Raw genomic sequence first — 25,549 nt, forward strand, 5'->3', positions numbered from 1 at the left:
TTATTTTCACTCTGGCAACGCGCGTCGGCCGTGTCCAGTGCCGGATGGCCCGCGCATCGGCACCGCCAGACGTCAGCCCAGATGGGAAGCGATAGTGCCGGCGAGGGCGATGAACTCCGCTTGCTGAGCTGGCGTGAGCGCTCGAGCGGAGCGTGACTCCAACTCGGCCCACGCGGCCAGGGCGCCCGCGCGCAGCTCCCGTCCTCGGTCGGAGAGGTGCACCAGGGTCACTCGACCGTCCTCGGTGCTCTTGCTGCGCGTGAGCAACCCGGCCGACTCCATCCTCTGCACCGACCTCACCACCGTGGAGTGATCGAGCCCGAGGGAGTCGACGAGGTCCTTCTGGGATTGACCGTCCTGCTCCCACAGGCGCATCAGCAGGATCTCCTGGTTGGGGTAGAGCCCAAGCTCGGAGAGCAGCCCCGCGGCGACAGACTTGTGCGCGCGGGCGAGGGCGAACACCGCGAAGCTGATCGGATAGGCGGATGCCATGCTCGCATCCGCCGTCGTTCCCGGCAGTAGATCTGGTGGGCTGCCCACGGCGTGCTCCTCGCTTCTCTTTGGTTGCGGCCGCCGGGTTGTCGGTGCGTGTCGGCGACGCTCACCCCACGGTACACCAATTGGGTGGTCGGCCACATACTGTGTTAGGTTTATGTGGCTGGCCACCCAAAATGGCCGAAAGGAGCAATCATGACCACCCTGTGGGATCCCCTCACTCTCGGACGCCTTCGACTCAAGCATCGTCTCGCCTTGGCGCCGATGACCCGCAGCCGAGCACACCCCGACGGCACGCCGAGCGCGCTCGCCGTGGACTATTACACCCAGCGAGCCTCGCTCGGCCTGCTCATCACCGAAGGGGTCCAGCCCTCCGACGACGGGCAGGGCTACCTCAACACGCCGGGCATCTATCGCGACGACCACGTCGAGGCGTGGCGCCCGATCACCACTGCAGTGCACGAAGCCGGCGCCGCCATCTTCCTGCAGCTCATGCACGCGGGCCGGATGTCGCACCCAGACAACACGCCGCACCACCGCCAGTCGGTTGGCCCGTCCGCCATCGCGGCCGGAGTGCAGCTGTTCACCGCGGCCGGGATGCAGCCGGTACCCGCCCCCCGTGCGCTCGGCACCGACGAGGTAGTGGCAACTATCGACGACTTCCGAACGGCCGCCGCCGCAGCCATCCGCGCCGGCGCAGACGGTGTCGAGATCCACGCCGCCAACGGCTACATCCTGCACCAGTTCCTCTCCCCGAACGCGAATGAGCGCACCGACCGCTACGGCGGATCGATTGAGAACCGCACTCGTTTCACCCTCGAGGTGGCCGCCGCGGTCGCCCAGGAGATCGGTGCCGATCGCACCGGCATCCGTCTCTCCCCGGGCTCGGGAGCGGGCGGGCTGGATGAGGGTGTCGAGACCAATGACCTGTACCGGTACCTGGTCGCGGAGTTGGCGAAGCTCGACCTCGCCTACGTTCACCTGCTGCACACCGGTGACGAGGGACTTCTGCGAGACCTGCGGGCGGCCTGGCCGAACACGCTCCTGGTGCTTCGCGCCGGTCGCGATCGCGGGGTCGTGCAGAACGACGTCGAAGCCGGCCTGGCCGACGTGGCGCCCCTCGGACGGTGGGCGCTGGCGAATCCCGATGTGGTGGAGCGCCTCAGGGTCGGAGCCGAGTTCAACGAACCGGACCGGGCGACGTTCTACGGCGGCGGAGCGGAAGGCTTCAACGACTACCCCACCCTCGCATCAGCGACGGCAACAGCAACAACAACAGAAGGAATACGACCATGAACATCTCTATCCTCGGCACCGGGCGTGTCGCATTCACCCTCGCCGCGGCGCTCACCGGCGCCGGACACGTCGTGATCCTCGGCTCACGCACCCGCCGGGGAGTGTCGAATGACGTGCCGGTCTTCTCGTCGCGGGAGGCGGTCGAGCGGGCCGATCTGGTCATCAACGCCACTCAGGGCGCCGGCTCGCTCGAGTTGCTCACCGCCATCGGAGCCGAAGCCTTCGGCAGCAAGACGGTGATCGACGTCGCCAATGCGAACACGGAGGCATTCGACCTCATTTACCCGAACTCGAGCCTTGGCGAGAAGCTGCAGGAGGCGCTTCCCGAGGCCCGAATCGTCAAGACGATGAATACGGCCGCCATGCCGGTGATGACGTCACCGACGTCGCTTCCCGAAGCGAGCAGCGTCTTCGTCTCCGGGGATGACGACGCAGCCAAGGCGCAGGCCGCGTCCCTTCTTCTCGATCTCGGCTGGTCGGCCGAGTCCATAATCGACCTGGGTGGAATCCGGACGGCCCGGGGCGTTGAGCACTACTTCCTCTTCTTCGCGTCCCTCATGCAAGTGAAGAAGACGCCGCTGTTCAACATCCGCGTCGTCTCGTGAGCGGTGCCGCCCGTCGGCCGCCCGCCTAGTCGCGTGTCAGCGCGCGTTTCTCCGGAGGGTTGTCTCATTGCGGCCAGAATTGCCGCCGAAATGCCCAATTTCGGCCGGCTGAGCCGCACACCTCCGGAGAAACGTGAGGTTGAGGTCGGGCCGCTCCGGGCGCACGGCATCGTCGAAACCTCCACGGTGGCGGGGAGAGGACATTATTCTGAGAGGCACGCGACCCAACCGAAGGATGCACGCCGTGAAGCCGACACCAGAGCGCAGGCGCCCGGTCACTCGCGGGGATGTCGCGCTGCACGCCGGTGTCAGCACGGCGGTGGTGAGCTACGTGGTGAACGCGGGTCCCCGCAACGTGGCGCCGGCAACCCGTGAGCGCGTGCTGGACGCCATCCGGGATCTGGGCTATCGCCCGAACGCCGCGGCCCGCGCCCTGAAGCTCGGCGTGAGCGGGATCATCGGGCTGGTCGTCTCCGACAACACGAATCCCTTCTTCGCCGACTACGCGCGTGCGGTGGAGAGCGAGGCGGCGGTCATCGACCTCTCCGTGATCCTCACCAACTCGGCCCTCTCGGCCACTCTCGAACACCAGCTGGTGCAGAAGCTGGTCTCGCGGCAGGTCGACGGCCTGCTCCTGGCGAGCACGGATGACGACCCGGACCTCGAGAGCGCAAAAGAGGCGCACATCCCGGTGGTGCTCCTCGATCGTGCGGGGCCCGAGGAGGGCTTCTCCAGCGTGGGCGTGAATTTTCGGGAGGCCTCGCGCCTCGCCGTCGAGCATCTCATCGCGCACGGCCATCGCAACATCGGCATCATCTCGGGACTGACCGGGGGCACGACCACGAGGGACCGCGAACTCGGCTGGGCCGACGCGCTGGCCGCGGCCGGCCTGCCAGAGGGGCCGATGGTGCGAGCCGACTTCGGTCGCATCGGAGGCTACGAGGCGGGCAGGCGGCTCCTGGCGTTGCCGGACCGGCCGACGGCTGTCTATTCCCTCTCCGACATGCAGGCGGTCGGCCTGCTCCGGTCGGTGCACGAGGCCGGCGTCCGGGTGCCGGAGGACCTCGCGGTGATCTCCTTCGACGGGTCGGCGGAGTCCGAGTACAGCTGGCCGCCGCTCACCGCCATGCGGCAGCCGGTCGCGGACATGGCGAGGGCCGCGATCGAGGCGCTAAGCCACGGAGTGACGGGAGTCACCAATCACCAGACGTTCCGCGCCGAGCTGGTCGTGCGCCGGTCCTGCGGCTGCGATGCGCCCGCCACTGAGGCATCCGGCTAGCGGTACATCCCGTCATCTTCTTCGTCGGCTCGGGGAGCCGACGGGGAGGTGCCTACCGGCGTGCGAGGAGCTGCTTCCTCGGGGTCGTCGTTGAGCAGGGCCTGGCGGATGATCGACCGGGGGTCGTACTGACGTGGGTCGAGGCTCTTCCAATCCATCTCGTCGAACTCGGGGCCCATCTCGTCGCGCACTCGCTCCTTGGCGGTGTCGAGAAGTCGACGAAGGCCGCGCACCATCGTGGCCAGGCCGGAGGCGTAGCGGGGCAGGTTCGCCGGCCCGATCAGGATCACCGCGATCACCCCGATCAGCAGCAGCTTCTCGAACGTGAGACCGAACATATCGCTTCCTGGCCCTCGGCAGATGTGAACTCATTCCGGTACGGCGTGGGCAGAAACTACGGCCGCCGAAACCGACTTTAAGCACACCCTAGGAGTGATCGAGGGGAAAATCTACTGGAGTATATTCAAACGCGCAGTGCTCGTGTACCTTGCTACTGAGGTCGGCATTGCTCGTCTTGTCCTCGAGCGCTCCAGGTACCGATTTCATTGCATCCGGAGTGGCCGGGATCGCGGCCAGTCCTCTGTGGGAACGATTACAAGGGAGTAATTACCGTGACAACTGAGAAACTCAGCGCCTTTGGTGCGATAGCGAAGACCCAGGTGAACCGGCGGGTGATCCTGAGCGGGGCGGTAGGCGCAGCGGCGATTTCGGTTCTTGCCGCGTGCTCACCGGGCGGCACCACCTCGTCGACCGGCTCGAAGACCGTCACCTTCGGTTCCGGATCATCCGACGACGTTCCGAAGCGGGCCTACGCGGCGGTGGTTGCGGCCTTCCAGAAGTCGTCGGGTGACAAGGTCACCACCAACACCGTGGCCCACAACGACTTCCAGAACAACATCAACACCTACCTGCAGGGCAGCCCAGACGACTCGTTCACGTGGTTCGCGGGTTACCGCATGCGCTACTACGCCGGCAAGGATCTCGTCGCCCCGATCGATGACGTGTGGGACAAGATCGGAAAGAACTTCAGCGCCGGTCTGACCAAGGCGTCCACCGGGGACGACGGCAAGAAGTACTTCGTGCCCAACTACAACTACCCGTGGGGCTTCTTCTATCGCAAGAGCGTGTGGGCGGCCAAGGGCTACACCGTTCCAACCAAGTTCGACGACCTCGTGTCCCTCGCCAAGCAGATGCAGGCGGACGGCCTGGTTCCCATCGCCTTCGCGGACAAGGACGGCTGGCCGGCCATGGGCACGTTCGACTACATCAACATGCGCACCAACGGCTACAAGTTCCACATGGATCTCACGGCACACAAGGAGTCCTGGGACCAGAAGAAGGTCAAGGACGTGTTCGACAACTGGAAGCAGCTGCTGCCATACCAGTCGACGAACGCCCTCGGGCTCACCTGGCAGGAGGGTGCGCAGCTGCTCGGCGCGGGCAAGGCCGGCATGTACCTGCTCGGCTCGTTCGTGACCCAGCAGTTCACCGACCCGGCCGTGCTGGCTGACGTCGACTTCTTCCCGTTCCCCGAGATCGCCACGGAGGGCATGGATGCCGTCGAGGCGCCGATCGACGGGCTCATGCTCTCGAAGAAGGGCGGCGAGAACAAGGCCGCCCGCGACTTCCTCGCGTTCATGGGCACCCCGGCCGGCCAGGAGGCGTACTTCTCGGTGGACAAGTCAAACCTGATGACCGCGAAGGGGGCCGACACCTCCGGGTACAGCGAATTCAACAAGAAGCTCGCCGATGTCATCGCCAACGCCAAGTCGATCAGCCAGTTCTTCGACCGCGACGCCCTGCCCGCGATGGCGAACAACGTGATGATCCCGGCTCTCCAGGGCTTCCTGAAGGACGGCACGATCGACACGGCGAACCTCGAGGCGCAGGCCAAGGCGCTGTACGCGGCCCAGTAACAAGAACACGCAATAGAAACTAGAGAAAATCATGGCCGACACCACCCTCGGCGTGACGACGGCGGCCAGGGGCATCGCGACCCCTGGCCGGCGCCGCCGGCGCTACAGCCTGCTCTCACGCCGCGACAAGGTCATCCTGGGGGCGATGGTTCTGGTGCCCACCCTGATCCAGCTCGTGCTGATCTGGATCCCGACGGTGCTGTCGGTGTTCCTCTCCTTCGTGCGCTGGAACGGACTCGCGTTCTCCGACATCCGCCCGGGCGGGTTCGCCAATTACGCCTACGTCTTCCGGGACTACCCGCCGTTCTGGCCCGCCCTTCAGCACAACATCCTCTGGCTCGTCTTCCTCGCGGTGATCGCGACCCCGCTCGGGCTGCTGCTGGCCATCCTGCTCGACCAGAACATCCGGGGAACCCGCATCTACCAGAGCATCTTCTTCGCCCCGGTGATGTTGTCGCTGGTGCTCATCGGCGTGATCTGGCAGCTGTTCTACTCGCAGAACAACGGCCTGCTCAACTTCCTGCTCGGCACCTCGGGCACCCCCCAGGCGGTGGACTGGTTCGGGGATCCTCACGTCAACATCTGGGCGGCCATGGTCGCCGCGACCTGGCGCCACGCGGGCTACGTGATGATCCTCTACCTGGCGGGCCTGAAGGGTGTTGACCCGTCTCTTCGGGAGGCGGCGTCACTCGACGGAGCCAACGCGGTGCAGACCTTCTTCCGGGTGGTCTTTCCCGTGATGCGGCCGATCAACATCGTGATCGTCGTCATCACGATCATCGAGTCGCTGAGGGCATTCGACATCGTTTACATCATCAACCGCGGTACCAACGGACTCGAACTCATCAGCGCCCTGGTGATCCAGAACCTGGTCGGCGAGGGGCAGGTGATCGGCGTCGGCTCGGCTCTCGCCACCATTCTGCTCGTGGTCTCGCTCGTGCCGATCATCATCTACCTCAGCCGCACCTTCAAGAAGGAGGCCTGAATGTCCTCGCTCAGCACCCCAACGAAGGCGGCCGCCGGCGCCCCCACGGTCCGCGCCGCGAAGGTCGGCTCGATGCAGCGGCCGCGTTACGGCCTCCATCTCTTCCTGATCCTGATGTCGATCCTCTGGCTGATCCCACTGGGCTGGGCGGTCTTCACCGCCCTGCGTTCGAAGGCGGACACTGACAAGTTCGGCTACTTCAGCTTCGGCGGAGCGTTCAACTTCAACAACTTCGTGACCGCCTGGAACCAGGGCGGATTCGCGCGGCTGTTCACGAACTCGTTGATCATCGTGCTGCCCAGCGTGATTCTCACCCTGTTCTTCGCCTCGATGATGGCGTTCGCGGTGAGCCGGTTCTCGTGGAAGTTCAACATCACGCTGCTGATCATGTTCACCGCCGGCAACCTGCTGCCACCGCAGGTGCTTGCCGCTCCGCTGTTCGAGATGTTCAAGCACTTCACCCTGCCGTACAGCCTCAGCGGGTCGGGCAACCTCTTGAACACCTACACGGCGGTGATCGCGGTGGACACGGCGTTCCAGGTCGGTTTCTGCACCTTCGTGCTGTCCAACTACATGAAGGCCCTACCGCAGGACCTCACCGAGGCCGCCTTCGTGGACGGCGCCGGGGTCTGGCGGCAGTACTGGAACATCATCATGCCGCTGACCCGGCCGGCGCTCGCCGCCCTCGGCACCCTGGAGGTGATCTGGATCTACAACGACTTCTTCTGGCCGCTGCTCTTCATCCAGAGCGGCAGCATGCTGCCCGTCACCACAGGCCTCAACAACCTGCAGGGCCAGTTCCTCTCCAACTACAACCTGCTCGCGGCCGGGGCGATCATCACGGTGATCCCCACGCTGATCATTTACCTCGCGCTTCAGCGCCAGTTCGTCGCCGGACTCACCCTCGGCGCCAGCAAAGGATGACAATGCACCCCATCTCGTCACGGCTTTCCGACGACGGCATTCCCGCTTTCGGATTCGGTGGCGACTACAACCCTGAGCAGTGGGATCCGTCGGTGTGGCAGGAAGACGTCGCCCTGATGAAGGTGGCCGGGGTGAACCTGGTGAGCATCGGGATCTTCAGCTGGGCACTGCTGGAGCCGTCAGAGGGCCGATACGAGTTCGGTTGGCTCGATTCGGTGCTGGATCTGCTGCACGAGTCCGGCATCCGGGTTGACCTGGCGAATGCGAGCGCCTCGCCGCCCCCGTGGTTTTCGCACAAGTACCCCCAATCGCTGCCGGTGACCGCCTCGGGGGTGCGTCTCGGTTACGGGTCGCGCCAGGCGTTCTGCGCGTCCAGCCCCGAATACCGGGCGGCGGCCGCGGCCCTCACCACCGAGATCGCCCGGCGGTACGCCGACCACCCCGCTGTGATCATGTGGCACGTGCACAACGAGTACGGCTGCCACAACCAGCCCTGCTACTGCGATGTCTCCGGTGCCGCCTTCCAGCGCTGGCTGGAGAGCAAGTACGTCTCCGTCGACGTTCTCAACGAGGCCTGGGGCACGGCGTTCTGGTCGCAGCACTACTACCACTTCGACGAGATCACCCCGCCCCGCCAGTCCGGCACCTTCATCAACCCCACCCAGGTTCTGGACTTCGCCCGGTTCTCGTCCGACGAGCTCCTCGAGTGCTACGACGCGGAGGCTCGCATCCTGCGGGAGCATTCACCGCATCCGGTCACGACCAACTTCATGGGATTCATGATGGGACTCGACAAGCCCATCGACTACTGGAAGTGGGCCGACCACCTCGACGTGGTGTCGAACGATCACTACCTCGTCGCCGAAGACCCCCGCAACTTCCAGGAGCTGGCGATGACCGCCGACTTCATCCGGAGCCTGGCGTCCGGGGCGCCGTGGCTGCTCATGGAGCACTCCACGTCCGCCGTGAACTGGCAACCCCGCAACATCGCGAAGGCCCCAGGCGAGATGCTGCGCAACTCGCTGCAGCACGTGGCCCGCGGGGCCGACGCTGCCCTGTTCTTCCAGTGGCGCGCCGCGAGGGCCGGCTCGGAGAAGTTCCACTCGGCGATGCTGCCGCACGCCGGCACGGACTCGAAGGTCTGGCGCGAGGTGGTCGAGCTCGGCTCGGCGCTGAAGAAGATCTCCGAGGTGGTGGGCTCGCGAGTCTCCGGCGCCGATGTCGCGATCATCCACGACACCGACGCGCGCTGGGCGAGCGAGCTCGATGCCCATCCGAGCGTCGACACCACCGCGATGGCGGAGACGCGCCTCTGGCACGACGCGTTCTACCGCCTGGGCGTCACCACCGACTTCCGCCGCTCCACCGACGGCCTCGCCGGCTATCGCCTGGTGGTCGTGCCGATGCAGTACCTCATGACGGATGACGGCGCACGCAACCTGCACGCCTTCGCGGAGTCCGGCGGCACTGTCGTGGTGACCTACCTCTCGGGCATCGTGGACGAGGACGACCACATCCGCCTCGGCGGCTACCCCGGGGCCTTCGTCGACCTGGTCGGCATCCGCATCGAGGAGTTCTTCCCGCTTCGGGCGGAGGAGCAGGTGCCGCTCAGCCGGTACGGCTCCGGTCTGCGGTTCAGCGAGCTCGGCCGCGCCACCGGCGCGGAGGTGCTTGCGGAGTACGCGAGTGGACCGACGGCCGGCTCCCCGGCGATCAGCCGCAACCGCCTCGGCAGCGGCTCGGCCTACTACGTGGGAACATCGCTCACCGAGGCGGGAGTTCTGCAGCTCGCCTCCGACATCGCCGGCGAGGCGGGAGTCTCGGCGGCCCACGCCGTGACAGGGGAGGTCGAGGTCGTGCGCCGCTCGGACGGCGACCGCACCTGGACCTTCGCCATCAACCACTCGGATTCCGTCGCCGTCGTGCACGTCGACGGCGTCGACCTGCTCACCGACACCATCACCGACGGGCGGCTCACCCTCGCCGCCGGGGCCGTCGCCGTCGTGCGGGAGTCCGCGCGATGAACGACCTCGTCACCCTGCGCGGAGGAGACTCCGCGTTCATCATCGACCTGTCCCGTGCGACGCCCGAGGTGGTGCACTGGGGTTCCGATCTGGGGGAGCCGGTGCACCTCGCCGTCTCGAGCCATCCGGTGCCCCCCTCGTCGGTGGGCAACCCATACCGTCGGGAGCTCGTGCCGCAGGCCTCGAGCGGATGGCGCGGCCGCCCGGCCGTCGAGGGCCACCGGCCGGATGGCCGGGCGTTCTCCCCGTCGCTCGTGACCACCGGGTCTCGGGCCCTCGGCGCGCACGGACACGAGATCACGATGTCGGATTCCGCCGCCGCGATCGAACTCGTCGTGGAGATCCATCTCACCGACGAGGGGATGCTGCGCCTGCGGAGCACGCTGCGGAACCTCGGCGACACGGGCTATTCGCTGCTGTCGCTGACCAACTCGGTGCCCACCGGACTCGGAGCAGCCGAGATCCTCGACCTGTCTGGCCGGTGGTGCCGGGAACAGCATCCGCAGCGCCAGTCGCTGCGGCAGGGCACCTGGCTGCGCGAGTACCGCCACGGTCGAACCGGGCACGACTCCTCGCTCTTCACCGCCGTCGGCACCGCCGGCTTCGGCAACCGGTCCGGCGCGGTCTGGGCCACCCACTTCGGCTTCAGCGGCAACCGGGCGACAACCGTGGAGAAGACGCCGTCCGGGCCCGCCCTGATCGGCAACTCCGAGCTCTTCGCGCCGGGCGAGGTCGTGCTCGCGCCCGGCGAGTCGCACACGACGCCGTGGACCTACGCCTCCCACTCCGCGCGAGGGCTCGACGGGATCACAGAGACCTTCCACCGGTGGCTGCGGTCGAGGCCGACCCACCCGGCATCCCCGCGCCCGGTCGTGCTCAACACCTGGGAGGCGGTGTACTTCCACCACGACATCGACAACCTGCTCGAACTCGCCGACGCGGCGCAGAGGATCGGCGTCGAACGCTTCGTGCTCGACGACGGCTGGTTCAGGCACCGCCGCAACGACAAGGCCGGGCTCGGCGACTGGTTCGTGGACGAGGACGTCTGGCCGAACGGCCTGACCGCGCTCATCGACGACGTGCGCTCGCGGGGCATGGACTTCGGGCTCTGGGTCGAGCCGGAGATGGTGAACGAGGACTCGGATGTGATCCGGGCGCATCCGGACTGGCTGAGCGGGCCCGGCCTCGGCCGCACCCCGGTGGAGTGGCGGCACCAGCAGGTGATCGACCTCGTGAACCCCGACGCGTGGGACTACGTGTTCTCCCGGCTCGACGCGCTCCTCTCCGAGAACGCGATCTCCTACCTCAAGTGGGACCAGAACCGGGACCTCACCGAGATGGGGCATTCCGGAGCGGCATCGACCCACGAACAGACGCTCGCCGCCTACCGCCTCATGGACGCGCTGAGGCTCGCGCATCCCGCCGTGGAGATCGAGAGCTGCTCCTCGGGCGGAGCGCGGGTCGACCTGGGGGTGCTCGAACGCACGGACCGGGTCTGGGCGTCTGACTGCAACGACGCGCTCGAGCGGCAGACCATCCAGCGCTGGACGGAGGCGATCCTGCCGCCGGAGCTCGTGGGGACGCACGTGGGGCCGACGACGGCCCACACGACCCACCGCACCCATTCGCTCTCATTCCGCGCCGTCACGGCGATGTTCGGGCACTTCGGAATCGAATGGGACGTGCGCGGCCTGAACGAGTCGGAGTTCTCGGAGCTGAGCCAGGCCGTCGGCCTCTACAAGACCCACCGAGCCCTCATCCACTCGGGAACGGCGGTCCACGCCGACCTCGCGGACCCGGCCCACTCGCTCAGCGGCGTCGTGGCGTCGGACGGCACGGAGGCGCTCTTCGCCTTCGTGAGTGTCGCGACCTCGTTCGACGAGATCCCCGGCCAGGTGGGCTTCCCGGGTCTCGACCCGCAGGCGGACTACGACGTGACCGTGATCTTCCCCACGCTGACCTCGCCGTACGGGGCGATCATCAACGTGGGCTGGATTCCGGAGGGGATCACCGCCTCCGGCCGCTTCCTGGCGGAGGTCGGCCTTCCGATGCCGGTGCTCCATCCCGAGCACGGCATCCTCATCCGGCTGGTGCGACGCTGATCAGGGGGTGATCGGCGAGAGCCTAAGCAGAGCGACTCCGTGCGCCGGAACGACGGCGGAGAGGCGCCCGGAGCCGTTCGATGTCTCGGCGCCCGTCCACAGGTCGCGCACGAGCCACCGGCCCGGCGGCAGCCCGACGGCCGACAGGGTGGTGCGAATGGTCGTTGCGTCTGAGGTGGTGTTGAGCAGCGCCACGGCGGCCTCGCCGCGCACGAGCGACTTCGCCCAGACCTCGTGGCCGCCCGATCGACCGACGCGGAAGGCCTGCCGGCCGAGGCGATCCTGATCGAGGGCCAGCACGTCGGCGTTGCGCAGCATGTCGATTGTCGGTCGGGGGAGCGCGCCGAGGTCGGTGCCCAGGATGAGCGGGGCGGACAGCATGCACCACATGCCGAAGTGGGTCTGCGTCTCCGCCTCGGTGAGCCCGGCGTTGCCGATCTCCAGCATGTCCGGATCGTTCCACGCGTCGGGTCGCGCGAACTGCGCCAGGGGCGCCTGGGCGTCGATGCGGTCCGCGATCGACTTCCAGGTGGGGTGGATGTCGTGGCTGGTGCGCCAGAGGTTCGCGAGCCCCGGCGCCCACAGCCACGGCTTCTGCTCCCCGTACTCCGAGATGGAGTAGACGATCTTGCGACCGGTCGCCCTCAGCGCCTCGCCCATCTTGGCGAACGCCGGCTGCTCGCGCAGGCCGTCGGTGAGGTCGGCGCGGCACCAGTCGTACTTGAGAAAGTCCACGCCCCAGCGCGCGAAGGTCGCGGCATCCTGCGTCTCGTGTCCGATGCTCCCGATGCCCCGCACCGGGTACTTCGCGTAGTAGTTGGCACAGGTCTGGCTGCCGGGCACGGCGTAGAGGCCGAACTTGAGGCCGCGGGCGTGCACGTAGGCGGCGAGGGCGGGGATGCCGGACGGGAATCGCGACTCGTCGGCGGTGAGGGAGCCCGCCGAGTCCCGCGGTCCCTGCCAGCAGTCGTCGACCACCACGTACCGGTAGCCGGATCGGGCCAGGCCGGAGACCACGAGTCCGTCGGCGGCGGCCTTGACCACCCTCTCGTCGAGACCGGAGCAGCCCACCTGGTTCCAGCTGTTCCAGCCCATGGGCGGGGTCGGAGCGAGCGCCCCGCCGGGAGGCAGCACGCCGGATGTCGCCGCGGGCACCAGCAGGGCGAGAAGGGCCACGAGCACCCACGCGACGACGACCCGTCCTGCCCGCCTCACGCCCGACCTCACAGCGCCATCCTCGCACGGCGGCGTTACGCGCGAGAGCGTGGGGGGAGTGCGGCGCGATCAGAGGCCGTCGGCCACGGCCGCTCCCGCCGCGAGCCAGGCATCCTGGGTGGCGCGGCTCAGGGAGTCGAAGCGAAGCGCACCGCCGTGCAGCGCCCGGTCGAAGGGGATGGTGACGGCCGCCCGCGCGATGCTCGCGAAGCCGTCGGCGATGCGCTGGGCCGCGGCCATGCCTCCGTTCCGTTCGGATTGGAGCACCACCACCACCGCGTTCTTCGCGAGTCTCGCCGAGTGCTCATCCCGATCGTGAAGCGCCTCGAGGAGCAGTGCACCGGACTCCGCCGCCTCGCCGAGGGCGGTGGTGGCCACCACGAGCTGGTCGGTGTGGTCGATCATCCGCAGCCAGCGCGGGGCCGATTCGTCATTGCCCGAGTCGAAGAAGATCATGCGGTAGTACTTCGTCACCACCAGCTGCAGCGCGTCGAAGTCGGCCTGAGTGATTCTCTGCCCGGTGGCGAGCAGTTCGGGATTCGACCGCAGCACGTCGTACTTGTCGCTGGTCTGGTGGTGAACGAAGGGCGCGAGGTCAGACACCCTCGCGGATGGGAGGAGCAGGCGCTCCTTCTGGGGCAGGAGGTCGTGCACGGTCGCGTCGTGATCGCTCTTCTCGGTGCGCCAGCCGAGCGTGCCGCGCGTGTCGTTGTTGTCCCAGGCGAGCACGCCGGAGCCCCCGTTCCTGGCGAACACGGCGGCGAGCATCGCATTGGTCACGGTCTTGCCCACACCGCCCTTGCCATTGACGACGGCGATCCCGCGGGGTCCGGACCAGTGCCGGCTCACCGCCTGCACGCGGCGCCGCTGCTCGAGTTCTGACGCGGCGGGCGGAACCTGGAGGCCGGTGGTCCGCGCCACCAGCCCGCGCCACCCGTCGACGGCCGGCGGCTCCACGTCCATCTCGGTGAGGAAAGAGGCGCGGGCGGGCCGCAGAGTCGAGGGGGGCTCGACCCGCACCCACTCCTCCGTCTTTCGGGCCGGCGCCATCAGCCAGGGGGCGGGGGATGGCCGCGGCATGAGGGTCGCGACCGGGCGGACGTCCGTGGGGGCTTCGGGGGCATCCGCGGTGCGGTTCGCGCTGCTCGCGGGCGGTTCATCTGGGGTGGGTCGTGGTGCGTTCTCGTTCACGATGGGTGTCCTCTCGGGTGGTTCGGAGGGCCCGGAGCGAGCCGGGCCGATTCGGTTGGTGGCGGCGCGGACCGCCGCGACGAGACTGCGCCCCAGCACGAGTGCGAGTCCGGCGAGCGGGAGCACGAGGAGGATCACGGACAGTGCGCCGAGAGCGGCCTCGGCGGCCCGCCCGGCGGCGACGGCCGCGCCGGTCGCTGCGGCATGGGAGGCGATCGCCTCCACGGTCTGCCCGACGATGGCCGGCAGGTTCCACAGCAACCAGCCGAAGGCCAGGACCAGGAGCGGGATCACCGTGAGCACCCACACCGTGACGATTCGCCGTGCCGCCGGTCGCAGCTCGGTCACCCGCGGATCCGGCTCACGACCGGGCAGCAGGCTGCGCAGCACGGGACCCACGCGGGAGAACAGGTCCGGAATCCCGGCGAGGTCGGCAAGCACGAAGTAGCCGTCCAGCCTGATCGTGGGCGGCAGCTGCTGAAGCATCTGGAATTGCGTGGCGATCACGAAGAGGAAGAAGATGCCCTCGCGGGTGAGGAGGTAGCCCGCCCCCGCCAGCAGCACGCACCACACGTTGAAGTAGAGGCCGCCGAGGTCGGTGCGCACCCGGCCCGTCCTGCCGAGGCAGTAGGAGTCGGTCACATTCGTGAAGAACGCGGGGAAGACCAGGTAGAGCCCGAAGCCGACCACCCCGGGTTCGGCGCCGCCGAAACGGCACGCCGTCGCGTGGCCGAGTTCGTGGATGAGCCCACCGAGGGTCAGCAGAGCAAAGAGTGCGAGCAGAAGGGTCGGGGTGATCAGAATGTCCCGTACCGCGTTCTGAAAGTCCCCGGTCGCCAGCAGCACGGCATCCAGAACGATCAGCGCGATCACCGCGACAACCACGACGGGTGCGAGATAGAGGGGAGAGAGCCATCCCGCGATCCGACGCACGACGGACGCGGGGAGGATCGTGCCGCGAAGGCTGAGGCTGAGCAGGGGACGCGCGGTCACCGGATTCTCGGCGGCCGGCGCCCTGCCGGTCACGTCCTCGATGAGTCCCAGGGGGCCGAGTTTCGTGTCGATGAGGTGATGCAGGCCGTCTACCGTGAGTTCCTTGCCGAAGGTGGCGCTGACCGCGGTGGCGAGTTCGGGCGCGGCCCGACCGTTGCCCGCCTTCTCGAGCACGAGGTTGAGAAGTTCGGAGAGCTGCACCACCTGCTCATCCCGGCGCTGCACGAGGTAGGTGGGCTTCGTCAGTCCGGATCCGGACACGAGGCCGAGCGAGTGCACGCCGGGCGCGCGGCGCCAGATCGCCCGGTCGATGTCTCTCGTGTCTGATGTCATGGTGCACGTCTCTGTGCAATCGTCTCTGGGCAATCGGGTGTGGGCAATCGTGTGTGGGCATTCGTGCGTCAACGACGGGCACGCCCGGTAGAACGTGCCCGCCGAGTAGACGAACCTGTGAGGCTACGGATGAACCAACGCGAGGTGCTGCAACGCGTTCGCGCTCGCAGTCGAGGCCATCGTCGCGGCATTGATCGCCAGGGCGAGGTTGACTGCGATGACGGGGGAAACGTTGATGTTGAAATCAAGGAACAGCGTCTCGCGCGCAGGCAAGAGTTCCGCGGTCTCGAGATCGAGAACGTCGGGGCTGAGGGCGGTTGTTGCCTTCATGACTTTCACCCTTCCGTCGTGCCCGGCGCCGCGTGGGCGACGCCAGGCGCGACTCAGAATCAGTGTTGCGAGACGCTAATGGCCTGCATTGCCGCGCTGTTGGCCTGGGACCACATTGTCGCCGCGTTGATCGCCATCGAGGAGTTCGAAGCGTAGACGGCTGCCCAGTTGAGGTTGGAGTTCCAGAAGAGCGTTTCTCTCGTCGGCAGCAACTCCACCGACTGGCCTTCGAGTTCCCTGATCGTGAGTTTTTCCATTTCAATCACCCCCTTTGCGTGCTCGGGCGATTCCAAATCGAATCGGGTGAGGCCAGTGAACTCCCGCCGAAGGTACGGCCGCGTTACTGCGCCGTTACCTCTCCGTTATCCGCCGAGCTTGAGGTCGATGCTCCGCTGGACGCTCGCAGCACCGGTGCCGGAAACGATGATGTTTTGGAGCCGGTCGGCGGCCTGGGTGGCGAGACTCTCGAGTTGAGGCGTCGCGAGGCGTCGTGAATTCGATTGGGGAGCCGGTGCGATGCTCGCGGCCAGTTCGGTCTGGATCTGATCGATCAGGGCGTGCGCCTGGGCCGAAAGCTCCCGACGGTTGCCCCCCGCGATCACGAATTGGATGGCGGCCGCCGAGGTCGAACACCCGGTGCAGGTCACGTTGAGGGCGAGGGCACGGTTGTTCACCGTGATCGTCTGGGCCCGGCGAACCACAACGAGCTGCACCGACACCGACGAGGCGCCGCAGCTCACGCAACTCGACCAGGCGGTGGCGGTGTTGTCGGCGAGAGCCGGACCCGACCCATCGACGTAGACGACCTGGAAGGTGGTGGCCGTGCCCTGGCAGCCGTCGCAATTGCTCGTCGCGACCGCCGAAGCCACCGATTTCGGGGCGTTCCGGCCGGCGTGCGCCGTGGCATCGACCCGGTCGGTGGCCGTGGGCTGGGCCGCGGTGGGGATGGCGGACGACGCGGTGTCGAAGCGCCCCACCCCCACGAGGTGATCGATATCGGTGTGGCCAGAGCCCGCCGCGGCGGTCGGGCCCGCGATCATGCCCACCAGAAGCGCGCCGGTCACGAGAGAAACCGTGCCGGCGGAGGTGATCAGTTTCCTGGAATGCATTCCTGTGCCTCAATTCCTGTTCGGTCGTGCCTGGATGGTGCGATGGGACAGACGGGGGCGGCTCAGCGGCGGGCGTGCCGACTGGCCAGAACGCCGTCGAGGAGCTCCGTGAACCGCGGAGACGGTGCGATGCTCATCTCCTCGAGGAGTCGCTCCTCGAGCGAATGGTAGAGCCGCATGGCGGCGGCGCTGTTGCCCAGGGCCAGGTGGCAGCGCAGCAGGAGCAGGTGAGAACTCTCGCGAAGAGGTTCGATCTCGACGGCCGCGCCGGCCGCATCCAGGGCACGCCCGATGTCGGCGATGGCGAGGTAGTGCTCGGCGAGTGACTCGAGCGCGCGGAGGCGTTGGGAGTTCAGTCGCTCCCGCTCGAACAGCACCCAATCCTCGTACCAGTCCGGCAGCAGGTCGGCGCCCCTGAGTTCGTGGATGGCGCCCGCGCGATCAATCTCCTGACCGTCAATGTCCGCGATGATCCGGCGCACCCGGTTCACGTCGACGGCGACGGAGGAGTCAAGCGACAACGGGTTGGAGGAGGGGTTGAGGAGTCCCGGTTGCTGGTGGGAGATCGCGTGCAGGCTGGCCCGAAGGCTACCGGCGGCCTGCGACTCGGAGCAATCGGGCCAGAGGAGGTTGGCGAAATACGTTCGGGAGCGGGTGCCGGCGAGCGCGAGCGCGGTGATGAGGCGACGTTGCCGGCTGCTCACGCTGGCGGCCTCTCCGGCGAGACTCAACTGCCAGCAGTTGAGTAGGGTGAGCTCCCACCTCGGTGCAGCGCGTGCTATCACAGCCAGTCTCCTTCGCTACCGCGAATGACGGACGGGGCACAGAGTCGGCGCTGTCGGGTTGGCAGACTGTTCTGCGCACGGCAACACTATGGCTAGATCGCCTCAGTTTGTCAATGGTCAAACTAGTCGCGCGCGTGCTCCGGCGAGGTGGTGGCCGTCTCTGCGGGGTGGGACAGCCAGTCGCGCACCGCATCCAGAACCTGTTCGGGCTCGGTGGCGAAGACGACGGAGGGCTCGATGTTCGGCAGCTCTTCCATGGTCAGCCTCGCCCGGAAGCCATGGTCGGCATTCGGCTCCGACCACACGCGAACGATCATCGTGCGCCAGGACGATCCGTCGTCCCCACCGTTCCTGCTGTCCATTCGGTCACGCCCCGCTGTGTCGTGGCATCAAATCTACGGGCGGCGGGCTTCCCGCGCCTATGCCCCCGATGAAGTGCCCCCAGCTCGGGTGCCACGGGTCGCACGGCGTGAGAACCACGATCGGCCCCCGGCGCAGGAGCACCGAGGGCCGATTCGAGTCGTACTGGAACGGTCAGCGGCCCAGGATCGAGTTCAGGTCGACGCTGCTGCCGACGCCCCGGAGGATGCTGTCGACGTCTGCGAGGTCACTCACCGAGCTGGTTGCAGAGTTGCCGGTCACGTCGTTGCCTGTCACATCGGGGCTCACGGTCGTGTTGCCGCTGCCGTTCGCCACGGGAACGTCGTTACCCGAGGCCACCGGCGTGGTGTTGCCGGAGGCGATCGGGGCCGCGACGTCGTTGTCCGACGCGACGGCGCTTCCGTTCAGCACTCCACCGCTAGCGACATCGCCGACCCCGACCTGGGGGGCGAGCACGACCGGGGAGGAGTTGGACGCAGATCCGCCGAGGTTCGCTCCGCGCAGGAAGTTGCTGAGTCCGATGCCGTTACCGTCGACGTCGGTGCCACCGAGGGCCCCGGTGACGTCGCCGAGAAGACGGGTCTGCGTTGCGGTGCCGTTCGCCGTGTGCGAATCGTTGCTGCTGGCCATGGCCGGGGTGGCCATGCCGATGGTGAGCAGCGCGGCGGCTGCGACTCCGGCGATGCCGAAGGCGGTCTTCTTCGTGGTGTTGTTCATGGTCTGAACTCCTCTTCACTTGGGTGCCGCCGGAAGCTTTTCCCGGCCGCACTGGGTCATCCGAAGGCAGGCGGCAATCGGTTTGGTCTGTTTCTGCTGACACCCGTTCGGGGGCCGAGTTGCCATGACTTGCCGCGACTTGCTGTGCCTTGCTGGGAGCGCGGATGCCAATGGAGGCGGGAGCGCGCCCGAGTTGTCGGGCCGAACCTGACAGGGTCCTGCGAGCGGATGTCGACGCCTCGTGCTCGCGGACCGACCCGCCTCGTTGAGGGAGGCGCCCATCCCGGCTACTGTGGCGACCATGGCCGGGTCGAAGAAGACGAAGAAGAAGCCCTCCGCGCGACGAGTGGCGAGGCAGGCCTATGAGGCCGAGCTCGAGCGGCTGCAGATCGAGCTCGTGAGCATGCAGCAGTGGGTGACCGCCGCGGGCGCGCGCGTCGTCGTGGTGTTCGAGGGCCGCGATGCCGCGGGCAAGGGCGGCGCCATCAAGCGAATCATGCAGTATCTCAACCCGCGCACGGCCCGGGTCGTGGCACTCCCGATGCCGAGCGAGAGGGAACGCGGCCAGTGGTACTTCCAGCGCTACATCGAGCGGCTTCCCACGGCGGGCGAGATCGTGCTCTACGACCGCTCCTGGTACAACCGGGCGGGTGTCGAGCACGTGATGGGGTACTGCACCCCGCAGCAGTACGAGCTCTTCCTCCAGCAGGCACCGGACTTCGAACGGATGCTCGTCGCCGACGGGATCATCCTCATCAAGTATTGGTTCTCGGTCTCCGACGCCGAGCAGGAGGCGCGATTCAAGTCGCGGCTCAACGACCCGATGCGGCGCTGGAAGCTGTCAGAGACCGACCTCCTGTCGATCACCCGGTGGGAGGACTACTCCCGGGCGAAGGACGAGATGTTCGCGGCCACCGACATCCCGGAGGCGCCGTGGTGGACGATCGAGAGCGACGACAAGCGTTCGGCGCGGCTCAACGCGATCAATCACCTCCTCGGCCAGGTGCCGTATGAGTCGCTGGAGCCGGAGAGCGTCGAGATTCCGCATCGGCCCCACGCCGAAGACTACGAGCGTCCTCCGCGCGAACTGCACCGGTACGTTCCGGATCACGCCGACACCCTGCGCGCCACCTGATCGGGTTACTGGGCCGTCCGGCGACCGCCCGGCCGGCCCACGATCAGCCCGACGAGGGCCAGCACGGCCCCGACCGCCTCGGCGACGGCCGTGAGCGTCTTCTCGAAGAACCAGATGGGCTCGTACATCGAGGGGATCGGGCCGATCGCCGGCAGCCGAACCAGACTGGACAGCAGCACGGCGGCGAGGGCGCTGGCCGTGATGGCCAGGGCGAGGAGGTAGGCCGGGCGGCTGCCGCGGATCAGCACGTACAGCGCGACCGCGATAGCTGACGCCGACTCCAGGTAGAACAGGTTGCCCTGCCCGATGCCGCCCGGATTCGCGAGCTGGTACCCGGGCGCCAGCAGGATGTGCACGACGGCATCGGTCGCCAACGACGCGGTCACCAGCAGCCGAAGCACGACATCGGCTGCCCGGGAGCCCGCGCCGGGCCCGTTCACTTCACGACCAGGGTCGCGTGCATGTTGCGGTGGAACGTGCAGTGGAACGCGAAGCTGCCCGGGGTCGACGGCGCGGTGAAGGTTGCCGTGGCCCCGCCCTGGATCGTGACATCGAACGACGTGCCGTCGTCCGAGGTGACCGTGTGGGCCTGGCTGTCCGTGTTCGTCACCGTCACCGTCGCGCCGGGCGCCACCGACGCCGGCGCCATGAACGTGAAGTCCTTGATCAGGATGGCGTCCGCCGATGCCGATGCCGACGCCGACGCCGATGCCGACGCGCTGGCGGCGGGCTGGCTGGTGCCCGACGACGGACTCGTCGCTCCGCCGGACGAGCATCCGGCCACCAGCAGAAGGATCGCCGCGGCGGTCGCGATCATCGCGGTCCGGTAGGTCTTCATGTCGTTCGACTCCCAACTCGGGCGGTGAGGCCCGCACTCCCGATTGACCATTAAACGAGGGCGGGGCGCGTCTGGTTCACCGGCACGAACCGTGGCCTGCGCCGCCGATAGTGTGGTGCCTATGACCACGCCCTTCATCGTCTCGACCGAGGTTGCCGAGGCGCTCGCCGCCGGTGGACCGGTCGTGGCCCTCGAGTCCACGATCATCTCGCACGGGCTGCCGCGCCCCCGCAACCATGAGGCGGCGAAGGAGTTCGAACGCATCCTGCGGGAGGCCGGAGTGACACCCGCGACGATCGCGGTGCTCGACGGCGTGCCGCGCATCGGCCTGGATGAGGACGGCGTTCGCCGCATCGCCGAGGAGGACCTCGCCAAGGCCAGCGTGCGCGACCTGCCGGTGCTCGCCGCGGCCGGGGCGAGCGGGGCCACCACGGTGGCGGCCACCGCGCACCTCGCCTCCCTGGCCGGCGTGCGGGTCTTCGCCACCGGGGGCCTCGGCGGGGTGCACCGGGGTGCCAACCACACCTTCGACGAGTCCGCCGACCTGTCGACCCTCGCCGTGACACCCGTCACGGTGGTGAGCGCCGGCGTGAAGTCGGTGCTCGACATCGCCGCCACGCTCGAGCGGCTCGAGACACTGAGCGTTCCCGTCGTGGGCTATCGCACCACCGTCTTTCCGAGCTTCTGGCTCACCGAATCCGCGCACGAGCTCGACTGGTCGGTGGACTCCGCCGCCCAGGTCGCGGCGATCATGCGCAGCCAGGACGCGCTCGGCCACGGCCAGGGGATCGTGGTGGCCAACCCCATCCCGCGTGAGCAGCAGTGGGATCCGACCGAGCACGACCGGGTGCTCGCGGAGGCACTCGCCGCCGCGGATGCCGCCGGCATCCACGGCAAGGCGGTGACGCCGTTCCTGCTCGGATTCATCGTCAACGCCTCGGAGGGCAGGAGCCTCGAGGTCAACCTCGACCTCGCCCGAAACAACGTGCGGCTCGCCGCCGAGATCGCGATCGAATGGGCGCGGATCGCCCGTGCCTGACCGGGCGCGGATCGTCGTGTTCGGCGACGTGATCGACGACGTCGTGGTAGTGCCGCACGGCCCGATCCGTGCGGACACGGACACTGCCTCGTCGATCCGCCGCCGCGCGGGCGGGTCGGCGGCCAACACGGCGGCCTGGCTGGGCCGCCTCGGTGCCGCCGTGGACTTCGTCGGGATGGTCGGCGCCGACGACCTCGAGCGCCACCACGCACTGCTCTCCCGCTGCGGCGTCAGCACGCACCTCACCGGCCACCCCGACCTGCCGACCGGGTCGATCGTGGTGATCGTCGACGGCGAGCAGCGCACCATGCTCACCGAGACCGGGGCCAACGCCGCGATGACGCCGGATGCCGTCGCCGACGACCTGCTCGACGCCGCCGCGATGGTGCACTTCACCGGGTACAGCCTGTTCGGCAGGCCCGATGACGCCGCCGTGCGGTCCCTCATCCGGCGGGCGAAGGCTCGCGGTGTCGTCGTGTCGGTGGACCCCGGCTCGGCCGGATTCATCAACGACTTCGGCGCCGACCGCTTCCTGGCGGCCGTGGCCGGCGCGGACCTGCTCTTCCCGAGTCTCGACGAGGGCCGCGTCCTGACCGGGCTGGCCGCGCCGATCGAGGTGGTCGCCCGGCTGGCCGAGGACTTCGCGGTGGTGGCCCTCACCCTGGCGACCGATGGGGTGCTGGTCGCGCAGCGCGGCCGAGACACCGTGCGGGTCGGGGCCATCGAGACCGAGATCGTGGACCCGACCGGGGCCGGGGACGCGTTCGCCGCCGGCTTCCTCGACGAGTGGCTGCGCACCCGGGATGCCGCGGCCGCGGCCCGCGCCGGCGTGCTCGCCGGCGCACTGGCCGTGGCGACTATCGGTGGTCGCCCCGCCTGACGTATTCGTAGGCCCGGAGGGCCTCGGCCCGAGAGGCCTTCAGGTCCACGATCGGATCGGGATACGCATCGGTGTCGAGCTCGGGCAGGTAGCGCCGCTGGTAGTCGCCGCGGGAATCGAACTTGTCGGCCTGGAGCACCGGGTTGAAGACGCGGAAGTAGGGGGCGGCATCCGCACCGGAGCCGGCCACCCACTGCCAGTTGCCGGGGTTGCTCGCCTCATCGGCATCGACCAGGGTGTCCCAGAACCACTTCTCGCCCACCCGCCAGTCCACCAGCAGGTTCTTCACCAGGAAGGACGCGACAACCATGCGCACCCGGTTGTGCATGTAGCCGGTCTGCCAGAGCTCCCGCATCCCCGCATCCACGAGCGGCACCCCGGTGCGGCCGTGCCGCCAGGCTTCGAGAACGGGCGGCGTCGGCGTCTCCCACGGGAAGGCGTCGAACTCGCTGCGGAAGTTGCGCTCGTGCAGGTCGGGAAAGTGGAAGAGGATGTTCCAGTTGAACTCGCGCCAGCCCACCTCGCTGAGAAACTTGACAACGTTGCCCTCCGCGGCCGGGCTCAGGTCGCCGCGCTGGGTGCGCTGCCAGATCTGGAACGGGCTGATCTCCCCGAACCGCAGGTACGGCGAGAGGCGCGAGGTGGAGTCGGTACCCGGCTCGTCCCGGCCCTTCGCATAGTTCTCGAGCCCGTCGGTGACGAAGGCCTCGAGTCGATCGTGCGCGCCGGCCTCACCGGGAGTCCACGCCTCGCGCAGACCGCCGGCCCAGTCGGGGCTGGTAGGCAGCAGGGCCCAGTGCTCGAGTTCGTCTCCCGGCACGCCCGCGAGCCCGGGGATCGACGCCGGAGCCTCCAGCGGTTCGCGGGGCGCACCCTTGGCGAGGCAGGCGCGCCAGAACGGGGTGAACACCCGGAACGGATTGCCCTCGCCCGTGGTGACGGTCCACGGCTCGACGAGCAGGTTCGACTGGAAGCTCCGCACCTCGAGGCCGGCCTCGCGCAGGGCCGACTTGAGGGCGGCATCCACCCGTCGTTGCGGTCCGCCGTAGCGACGGTTCCAGAGCACGGCCCCAGCCCCGAGCTCGTCCACGAGCCGTGGCAACTCGGTCTCGGCGCCGCCCCGGCGAAGGACGAGGGCGCCGCCTCGTTCCGCGATGTCGGTGCCGAGCGCGGCAAGGCTGTGGTGCAGCCACCACCGGCTCGCGGCACCGAGGGGACGGATGCCGGGGCTCGCCTCGTCGAGAAGGTAGAGCAGCACCACGGGACCGCCCCGATCAATCGCGGCCAGCAGCGCGGGATTGTCCGCCACTCTCAGGTCGTCGCGCAGCCAGACGATGGTGGGTGATTCTGACGTGCCGGTCACGCCTTCCACAGTACGGCGTCTCCGCCTCTGGGCCGTCACTGGGCTACGGTGGGGGCGGGGAGGGGCGAAGCGATGACGATTTCGGCAGTGCGGCAACCGGCAGGATCGTCGAGCGTGTCCGACCAGGCGAGGCTCCGCGGCGACAAGGTGCGTGTCGCGGCTCTCGTCGAGCTGATCTCGCGAGAGCACAACATCCGCAGTCTGGCCGCCGGTGGCCCCATCCTCGCCCAACTCGGACTGATCTCGCCGCGGGTGTCGCCCACCGCCGCGGTGATCGTGGACCCGATCCACCAGCTCCACCTCGTTCTGGCGCTCGAGGGCGCGGGGTGGTCGCGAGTGGCGCTGCCCCACACCAGGGGCCTGCTGCCTCCGGTCTTCACTCGAGTCGCGCACCCCCGACTCGTCTGTCCGCTCGACATCTACGACATCTTTCCCGGCTTCTACGCTCCGCCCGCCGAGGTGTTCGAACGGCTGTGGTCGCGTCGAGCGACGCTCTCCCTCGGGCGCACCGCGGTGTCGTCCCTGGATCGGGTGGGCACCATCCTCGTCGCCGGTCATGACCAGCTCGGCTCGCTCGCCCGCACCCAGCGATCCGTGTCGAACATCGACTATTTCGTGTCGATGTTCCGCACCAGCCTCACCCCGCGGGAGCAGGAGGCATTCGTGCGGCTCGTCTCGGACGTGCAGGGGATCGAGCCGCTGCGGCCGTTCCTGATGGCGATCGGGGTTACCGTCGGCGAGATCACCCTGCCGAGCGTGGTGTACTGCCAGGCGAGACTCGGAATCGCGCAGGTGAGTGACTCGTTCATCTTCGCCGTCTCCCTGTTCGAGGCGCCTCCCGGGCGCCGGTTCGCGGGATTCCGCAGCATCTTTCGACGGCATCCGAAGCGGGTGATGCGGGCGCTTCTCGCCTCACCGCGATCGTTCGCGGTGGTCGCCGGATCGCGTGCCCGCCATCGGCGACAGCAACTGGATCCACCGAGCCACGAGTAGGGCGGCGCTGTCGCCCCTAGGTTCCGCTGAGGCGCAGCTTGTCGCAGAGGGTCTGCAGGGTGGCGAGCTCCTCGTCGGTGAGCGCGCCGCCCACCCGGGTGGCGATCGACTCGACGTGGCTGCGCGCGACGGTGCGGAACAGCTCGAATCCCTCGTCGCTCAGGCGCACGATGACGCCTCGGGCGTCATCCGGATCGTGGAGTTTCGTCACGTACCCGCGAGCCGCGAGGCGGTCGACGAGTCGGCTCACGCTCGGCTGGGTGAGCAGCAGGTGCCGGTTGAGATCCTTGAGACGCAACTGCCGCTGCGGCTGACGGGAGAGGTTGAAGAGCACGTCGTACTCATTGAGCGACAGGTCTCCGCTCGGAAAGTCCGACTGCAGGTAGCGCATCACCGAGACCTGGGCCCGGAACAGTGCCTCCCACGCGGAGACGGCGATTGTCGACTTGCTCACATCGCCACTCTACGGACCGGCGGGGCAGTGGGGCGGAAAGGCGGCATTTTGAGGGCCTTAAACAGGATTGAGGGTCGGTTTCAGAGGCTAGAAACCGACCCTCTCCCTTGCACCAAGAGTGTCCTGCAATCACATTCCGCAGAAGCTGCCACAGCAAACAACTTCTG

At 68.0% G+C, this 25,549-nt stretch carries 26 protein-coding genes; 12 read left to right on the plus strand and 14 right to left on the minus strand.

Annotation, left to right across the window (positions count from 1 at the left end):
* Window positions 1-72 precede the first annotated feature (72 nt).
* Window positions 73-540, minus strand: a complete 468-nt coding sequence (locus tag ACHZD8_RS15870) for a MarR family winged helix-turn-helix transcriptional regulator (protein WP_394771392.1) — start codon at window positions 538-540, stop codon at window positions 73-75.
* A 150-nt stretch (window positions 541-690) separates the two neighbouring features.
* Between ACHZD8_RS15870 and ACHZD8_RS15875 the strand changes: the two genes are divergently transcribed.
* The 3 genes from ACHZD8_RS15875 (at window position 691) to ACHZD8_RS15885 (ending at window position 3,675) form a co-directional block, all read left to right on the plus strand.
* Window positions 691-1,791 carry an alkene reductase gene (locus tag ACHZD8_RS15875; RefSeq protein ID WP_394771393.1) on the plus strand — a complete coding sequence of 367 codons (1,101 nt, stop codon included), beginning with the start codon at window positions 691-693 and terminating at the stop codon, window positions 1,789-1,791.
* Window positions 1,788-2,396, plus strand: a complete 609-nt coding sequence (locus ACHZD8_RS15880) for an NADPH-dependent F420 reductase (RefSeq protein WP_394771394.1) — start codon at window positions 1,788-1,790, stop codon at window positions 2,394-2,396. Before ACHZD8_RS15875 ends, ACHZD8_RS15880 begins: the two co-directional genes overlap by 4 nt.
* A gap of 235 nt (window positions 2,397-2,631) precedes the next feature.
* Window positions 2,632-3,675, plus strand: a complete 1,044-nt coding sequence (locus ACHZD8_RS15885) for a LacI family DNA-binding transcriptional regulator (RefSeq protein ID WP_394771395.1) — start codon at window positions 2,632-2,634, stop codon at window positions 3,673-3,675.
* On the opposite strand, the gene ACHZD8_RS15890 is transcribed toward ACHZD8_RS15885, so the two are convergent.
* On the minus strand, window positions 3,672-4,013 hold the full coding sequence (locus ACHZD8_RS15890) for a Sec-independent protein translocase TatB (RefSeq protein WP_394771396.1): 342 nt from the start codon (window positions 4,011-4,013) through the stop codon (window positions 3,672-3,674). The genes ACHZD8_RS15885 and ACHZD8_RS15890 overlap by 4 nt on opposite strands.
* Window positions 4,014-4,286: 273 nt before the next feature.
* Here ACHZD8_RS15890 and ACHZD8_RS15895 point away from each other — a divergent pair, with 273 nt between their 5' ends.
* Genes ACHZD8_RS15895 through ACHZD8_RS15915 form a run of 5 tightly spaced genes read left to right on the plus strand, consistent with a single transcriptional unit; the run spans window position 4,287 to window position 11,626 of the window.
* A complete protein-coding gene (locus ACHZD8_RS15895; protein WP_394771397.1) occupies window positions 4,287-5,591 on the plus strand; it encodes an ABC transporter substrate-binding protein in 1,305 nt (434 codons plus the stop codon).
* 31 nt (window positions 5,592-5,622) lie between these two features.
* Window positions 5,623-6,576, plus strand: coding sequence for a carbohydrate ABC transporter permease (locus ACHZD8_RS15900; RefSeq protein WP_394771398.1), 954 nt, complete (start codon window positions 5,623-5,625; stop codon window positions 6,574-6,576).
* On the plus strand, window positions 6,577-7,500 hold the full coding sequence (locus tag ACHZD8_RS15905) for a carbohydrate ABC transporter permease (RefSeq protein WP_394771399.1): 924 nt from the start codon (window positions 6,577-6,579) through the stop codon (window positions 7,498-7,500).
* Window positions 7,501-7,502: 2 nt separating this feature from the next.
* Window positions 7,503-9,524 carry a beta-galactosidase gene (locus ACHZD8_RS15910; protein WP_394771400.1) on the plus strand — a complete coding sequence of 674 codons (2,022 nt, stop codon included), beginning with the start codon at window positions 7,503-7,505 and terminating at the stop codon, window positions 9,522-9,524.
* Window positions 9,521-11,626, plus strand: a complete 2,106-nt coding sequence (locus tag ACHZD8_RS15915) for an alpha-galactosidase (RefSeq protein ID WP_394771401.1) — start codon at window positions 9,521-9,523, stop codon at window positions 11,624-11,626. Before ACHZD8_RS15910 ends, ACHZD8_RS15915 begins: the two co-directional genes overlap by 4 nt.
* Here the strand turns inward: ACHZD8_RS15915 and ACHZD8_RS15920 are convergent, their stop codons facing one another.
* From ACHZD8_RS15920 to ACHZD8_RS15955, 8 genes are all read right to left on the minus strand, one after another.
* Complete coding sequence (locus tag ACHZD8_RS15920; protein ID WP_394771402.1) at window positions 11,627-12,853, minus strand: glycoside hydrolase family 27 protein; 1,227 nt, start codon at window positions 12,851-12,853, stop codon at window positions 11,627-11,629. It lies immediately after the preceding gene.
* A 57-nt stretch (window positions 12,854-12,910) separates the two neighbouring features.
* Window positions 12,911-15,358, minus strand: a complete 2,448-nt coding sequence (locus ACHZD8_RS15925; protein WP_394771403.1) for an AAA family ATPase — start codon at window positions 15,356-15,358, stop codon at window positions 12,911-12,913.
* Window positions 15,359-15,481: 123 nt separating this feature from the next.
* On the minus strand, window positions 15,482-15,688 hold the full coding sequence (locus tag ACHZD8_RS15930) for a hypothetical protein (RefSeq protein ID WP_147781876.1): 207 nt from the start codon (window positions 15,686-15,688) through the stop codon (window positions 15,482-15,484).
* Between the two features lie 59 nt (window positions 15,689-15,747).
* Complete coding sequence (locus ACHZD8_RS15935) at window positions 15,748-15,945, minus strand: hypothetical protein (protein WP_394771404.1); 198 nt, start codon at window positions 15,943-15,945, stop codon at window positions 15,748-15,750.
* 105 nt (window positions 15,946-16,050) lie between these two features.
* Window positions 16,051-16,797 carry a hypothetical protein gene (locus ACHZD8_RS15940; protein WP_394771405.1) on the minus strand — a complete coding sequence of 249 codons (747 nt, stop codon included), beginning with the start codon at window positions 16,795-16,797 and terminating at the stop codon, window positions 16,051-16,053.
* A 62-nt stretch (window positions 16,798-16,859) separates the two neighbouring features.
* Entirely contained in the window at window positions 16,860-17,501 is a 642-nt protein-coding gene (locus tag ACHZD8_RS15945; RefSeq protein ID WP_394771406.1) for a BTAD domain-containing putative transcriptional regulator, read from the minus strand.
* A 203-nt stretch (window positions 17,502-17,704) separates the two neighbouring features.
* Window positions 17,705-17,944, minus strand: a complete 240-nt coding sequence (locus ACHZD8_RS15950; RefSeq protein WP_394771407.1) for a hypothetical protein — start codon at window positions 17,942-17,944, stop codon at window positions 17,705-17,707.
* Window positions 17,945-18,116: 172 nt separating this feature from the next.
* Window positions 18,117-18,680, minus strand: coding sequence for a hypothetical protein (locus ACHZD8_RS15955; RefSeq protein ID WP_394771408.1), 564 nt, complete (start codon window positions 18,678-18,680; stop codon window positions 18,117-18,119).
* A gap of 301 nt (window positions 18,681-18,981) precedes the next feature.
* Between ACHZD8_RS15955 and ppk2 the strand changes: the two genes are divergently transcribed.
* Complete coding sequence (gene ppk2, locus ACHZD8_RS15960) at window positions 18,982-19,815, plus strand: polyphosphate kinase 2 (RefSeq protein WP_394771409.1); 834 nt, start codon at window positions 18,982-18,984, stop codon at window positions 19,813-19,815.
* A gap of 5 nt (window positions 19,816-19,820) precedes the next feature.
* Here the strand turns inward: ppk2 and ACHZD8_RS15965 are convergent, their stop codons facing one another.
* Together ACHZD8_RS15965 and ACHZD8_RS15970 are read right to left on the minus strand one after the other, a co-directional pair.
* Complete coding sequence (locus ACHZD8_RS15965; RefSeq protein WP_394771410.1) at window positions 19,821-20,255, minus strand: hypothetical protein; 435 nt, start codon at window positions 20,253-20,255, stop codon at window positions 19,821-19,823.
* Window positions 20,252-20,653 carry a cupredoxin domain-containing protein gene (locus ACHZD8_RS15970; protein WP_394771411.1) on the minus strand — a complete coding sequence of 134 codons (402 nt, stop codon included), beginning with the start codon at window positions 20,651-20,653 and terminating at the stop codon, window positions 20,252-20,254. The genes ACHZD8_RS15965 and ACHZD8_RS15970 overlap by 4 nt, the downstream gene beginning before the upstream one ends.
* A 121-nt stretch (window positions 20,654-20,774) precedes the next feature.
* On the opposite strand from ACHZD8_RS15970, the gene ACHZD8_RS15975 reads away from it, so the two are divergent.
* Both ACHZD8_RS15975 and ACHZD8_RS15980 read left to right on the plus strand, forming a co-directional pair.
* Window positions 20,775-21,692 (plus strand): pseudouridine-5'-phosphate glycosidase, encoded by a 918-nt coding sequence (locus tag ACHZD8_RS15975; RefSeq protein WP_394771412.1) that lies wholly within the window; start codon window positions 20,775-20,777, stop codon window positions 21,690-21,692.
* Complete coding sequence (locus ACHZD8_RS15980) at window positions 21,685-22,572, plus strand: carbohydrate kinase family protein (protein WP_394771413.1); 888 nt, start codon at window positions 21,685-21,687, stop codon at window positions 22,570-22,572. Before ACHZD8_RS15975 ends, ACHZD8_RS15980 begins: the two co-directional genes overlap by 8 nt.
* Here ACHZD8_RS15980 and ACHZD8_RS15985 read toward each other — a convergent pair.
* Entirely contained in the window at window positions 22,550-23,935 is a 1,386-nt protein-coding gene (locus tag ACHZD8_RS15985) for a cryptochrome/photolyase family protein (RefSeq protein WP_394771414.1), read from the minus strand. The two genes, ACHZD8_RS15980 and ACHZD8_RS15985, sit on opposite strands and share 23 nt — an antisense overlap.
* 72 nt (window positions 23,936-24,007) lie before the next feature.
* Here ACHZD8_RS15985 and ACHZD8_RS15990 point away from each other — a divergent pair, with 72 nt between their 5' ends.
* Window positions 24,008-24,928, plus strand: a complete 921-nt coding sequence (locus tag ACHZD8_RS15990; RefSeq protein WP_394771415.1) for a hypothetical protein — start codon at window positions 24,008-24,010, stop codon at window positions 24,926-24,928.
* A 16-nt stretch (window positions 24,929-24,944) separates the two neighbouring features.
* Here the strand turns inward: ACHZD8_RS15990 and ACHZD8_RS15995 are convergent, their stop codons facing one another.
* Window positions 24,945-25,382: a MarR family winged helix-turn-helix transcriptional regulator gene (locus ACHZD8_RS15995; RefSeq protein ID WP_394771416.1), complete on the minus strand. Its 438-nt coding sequence runs from the start codon at window positions 25,380-25,382 to the stop codon at window positions 24,945-24,947.
* Window positions 25,383-25,549 lie beyond the last annotated feature (167 nt).

This window comes from Lacisediminihabitans sp. (assembly GCF_043726815.1).
GTDB lineage: Bacteria > Actinomycetota > Actinomycetes > Actinomycetales > Microbacteriaceae > Lacisediminihabitans.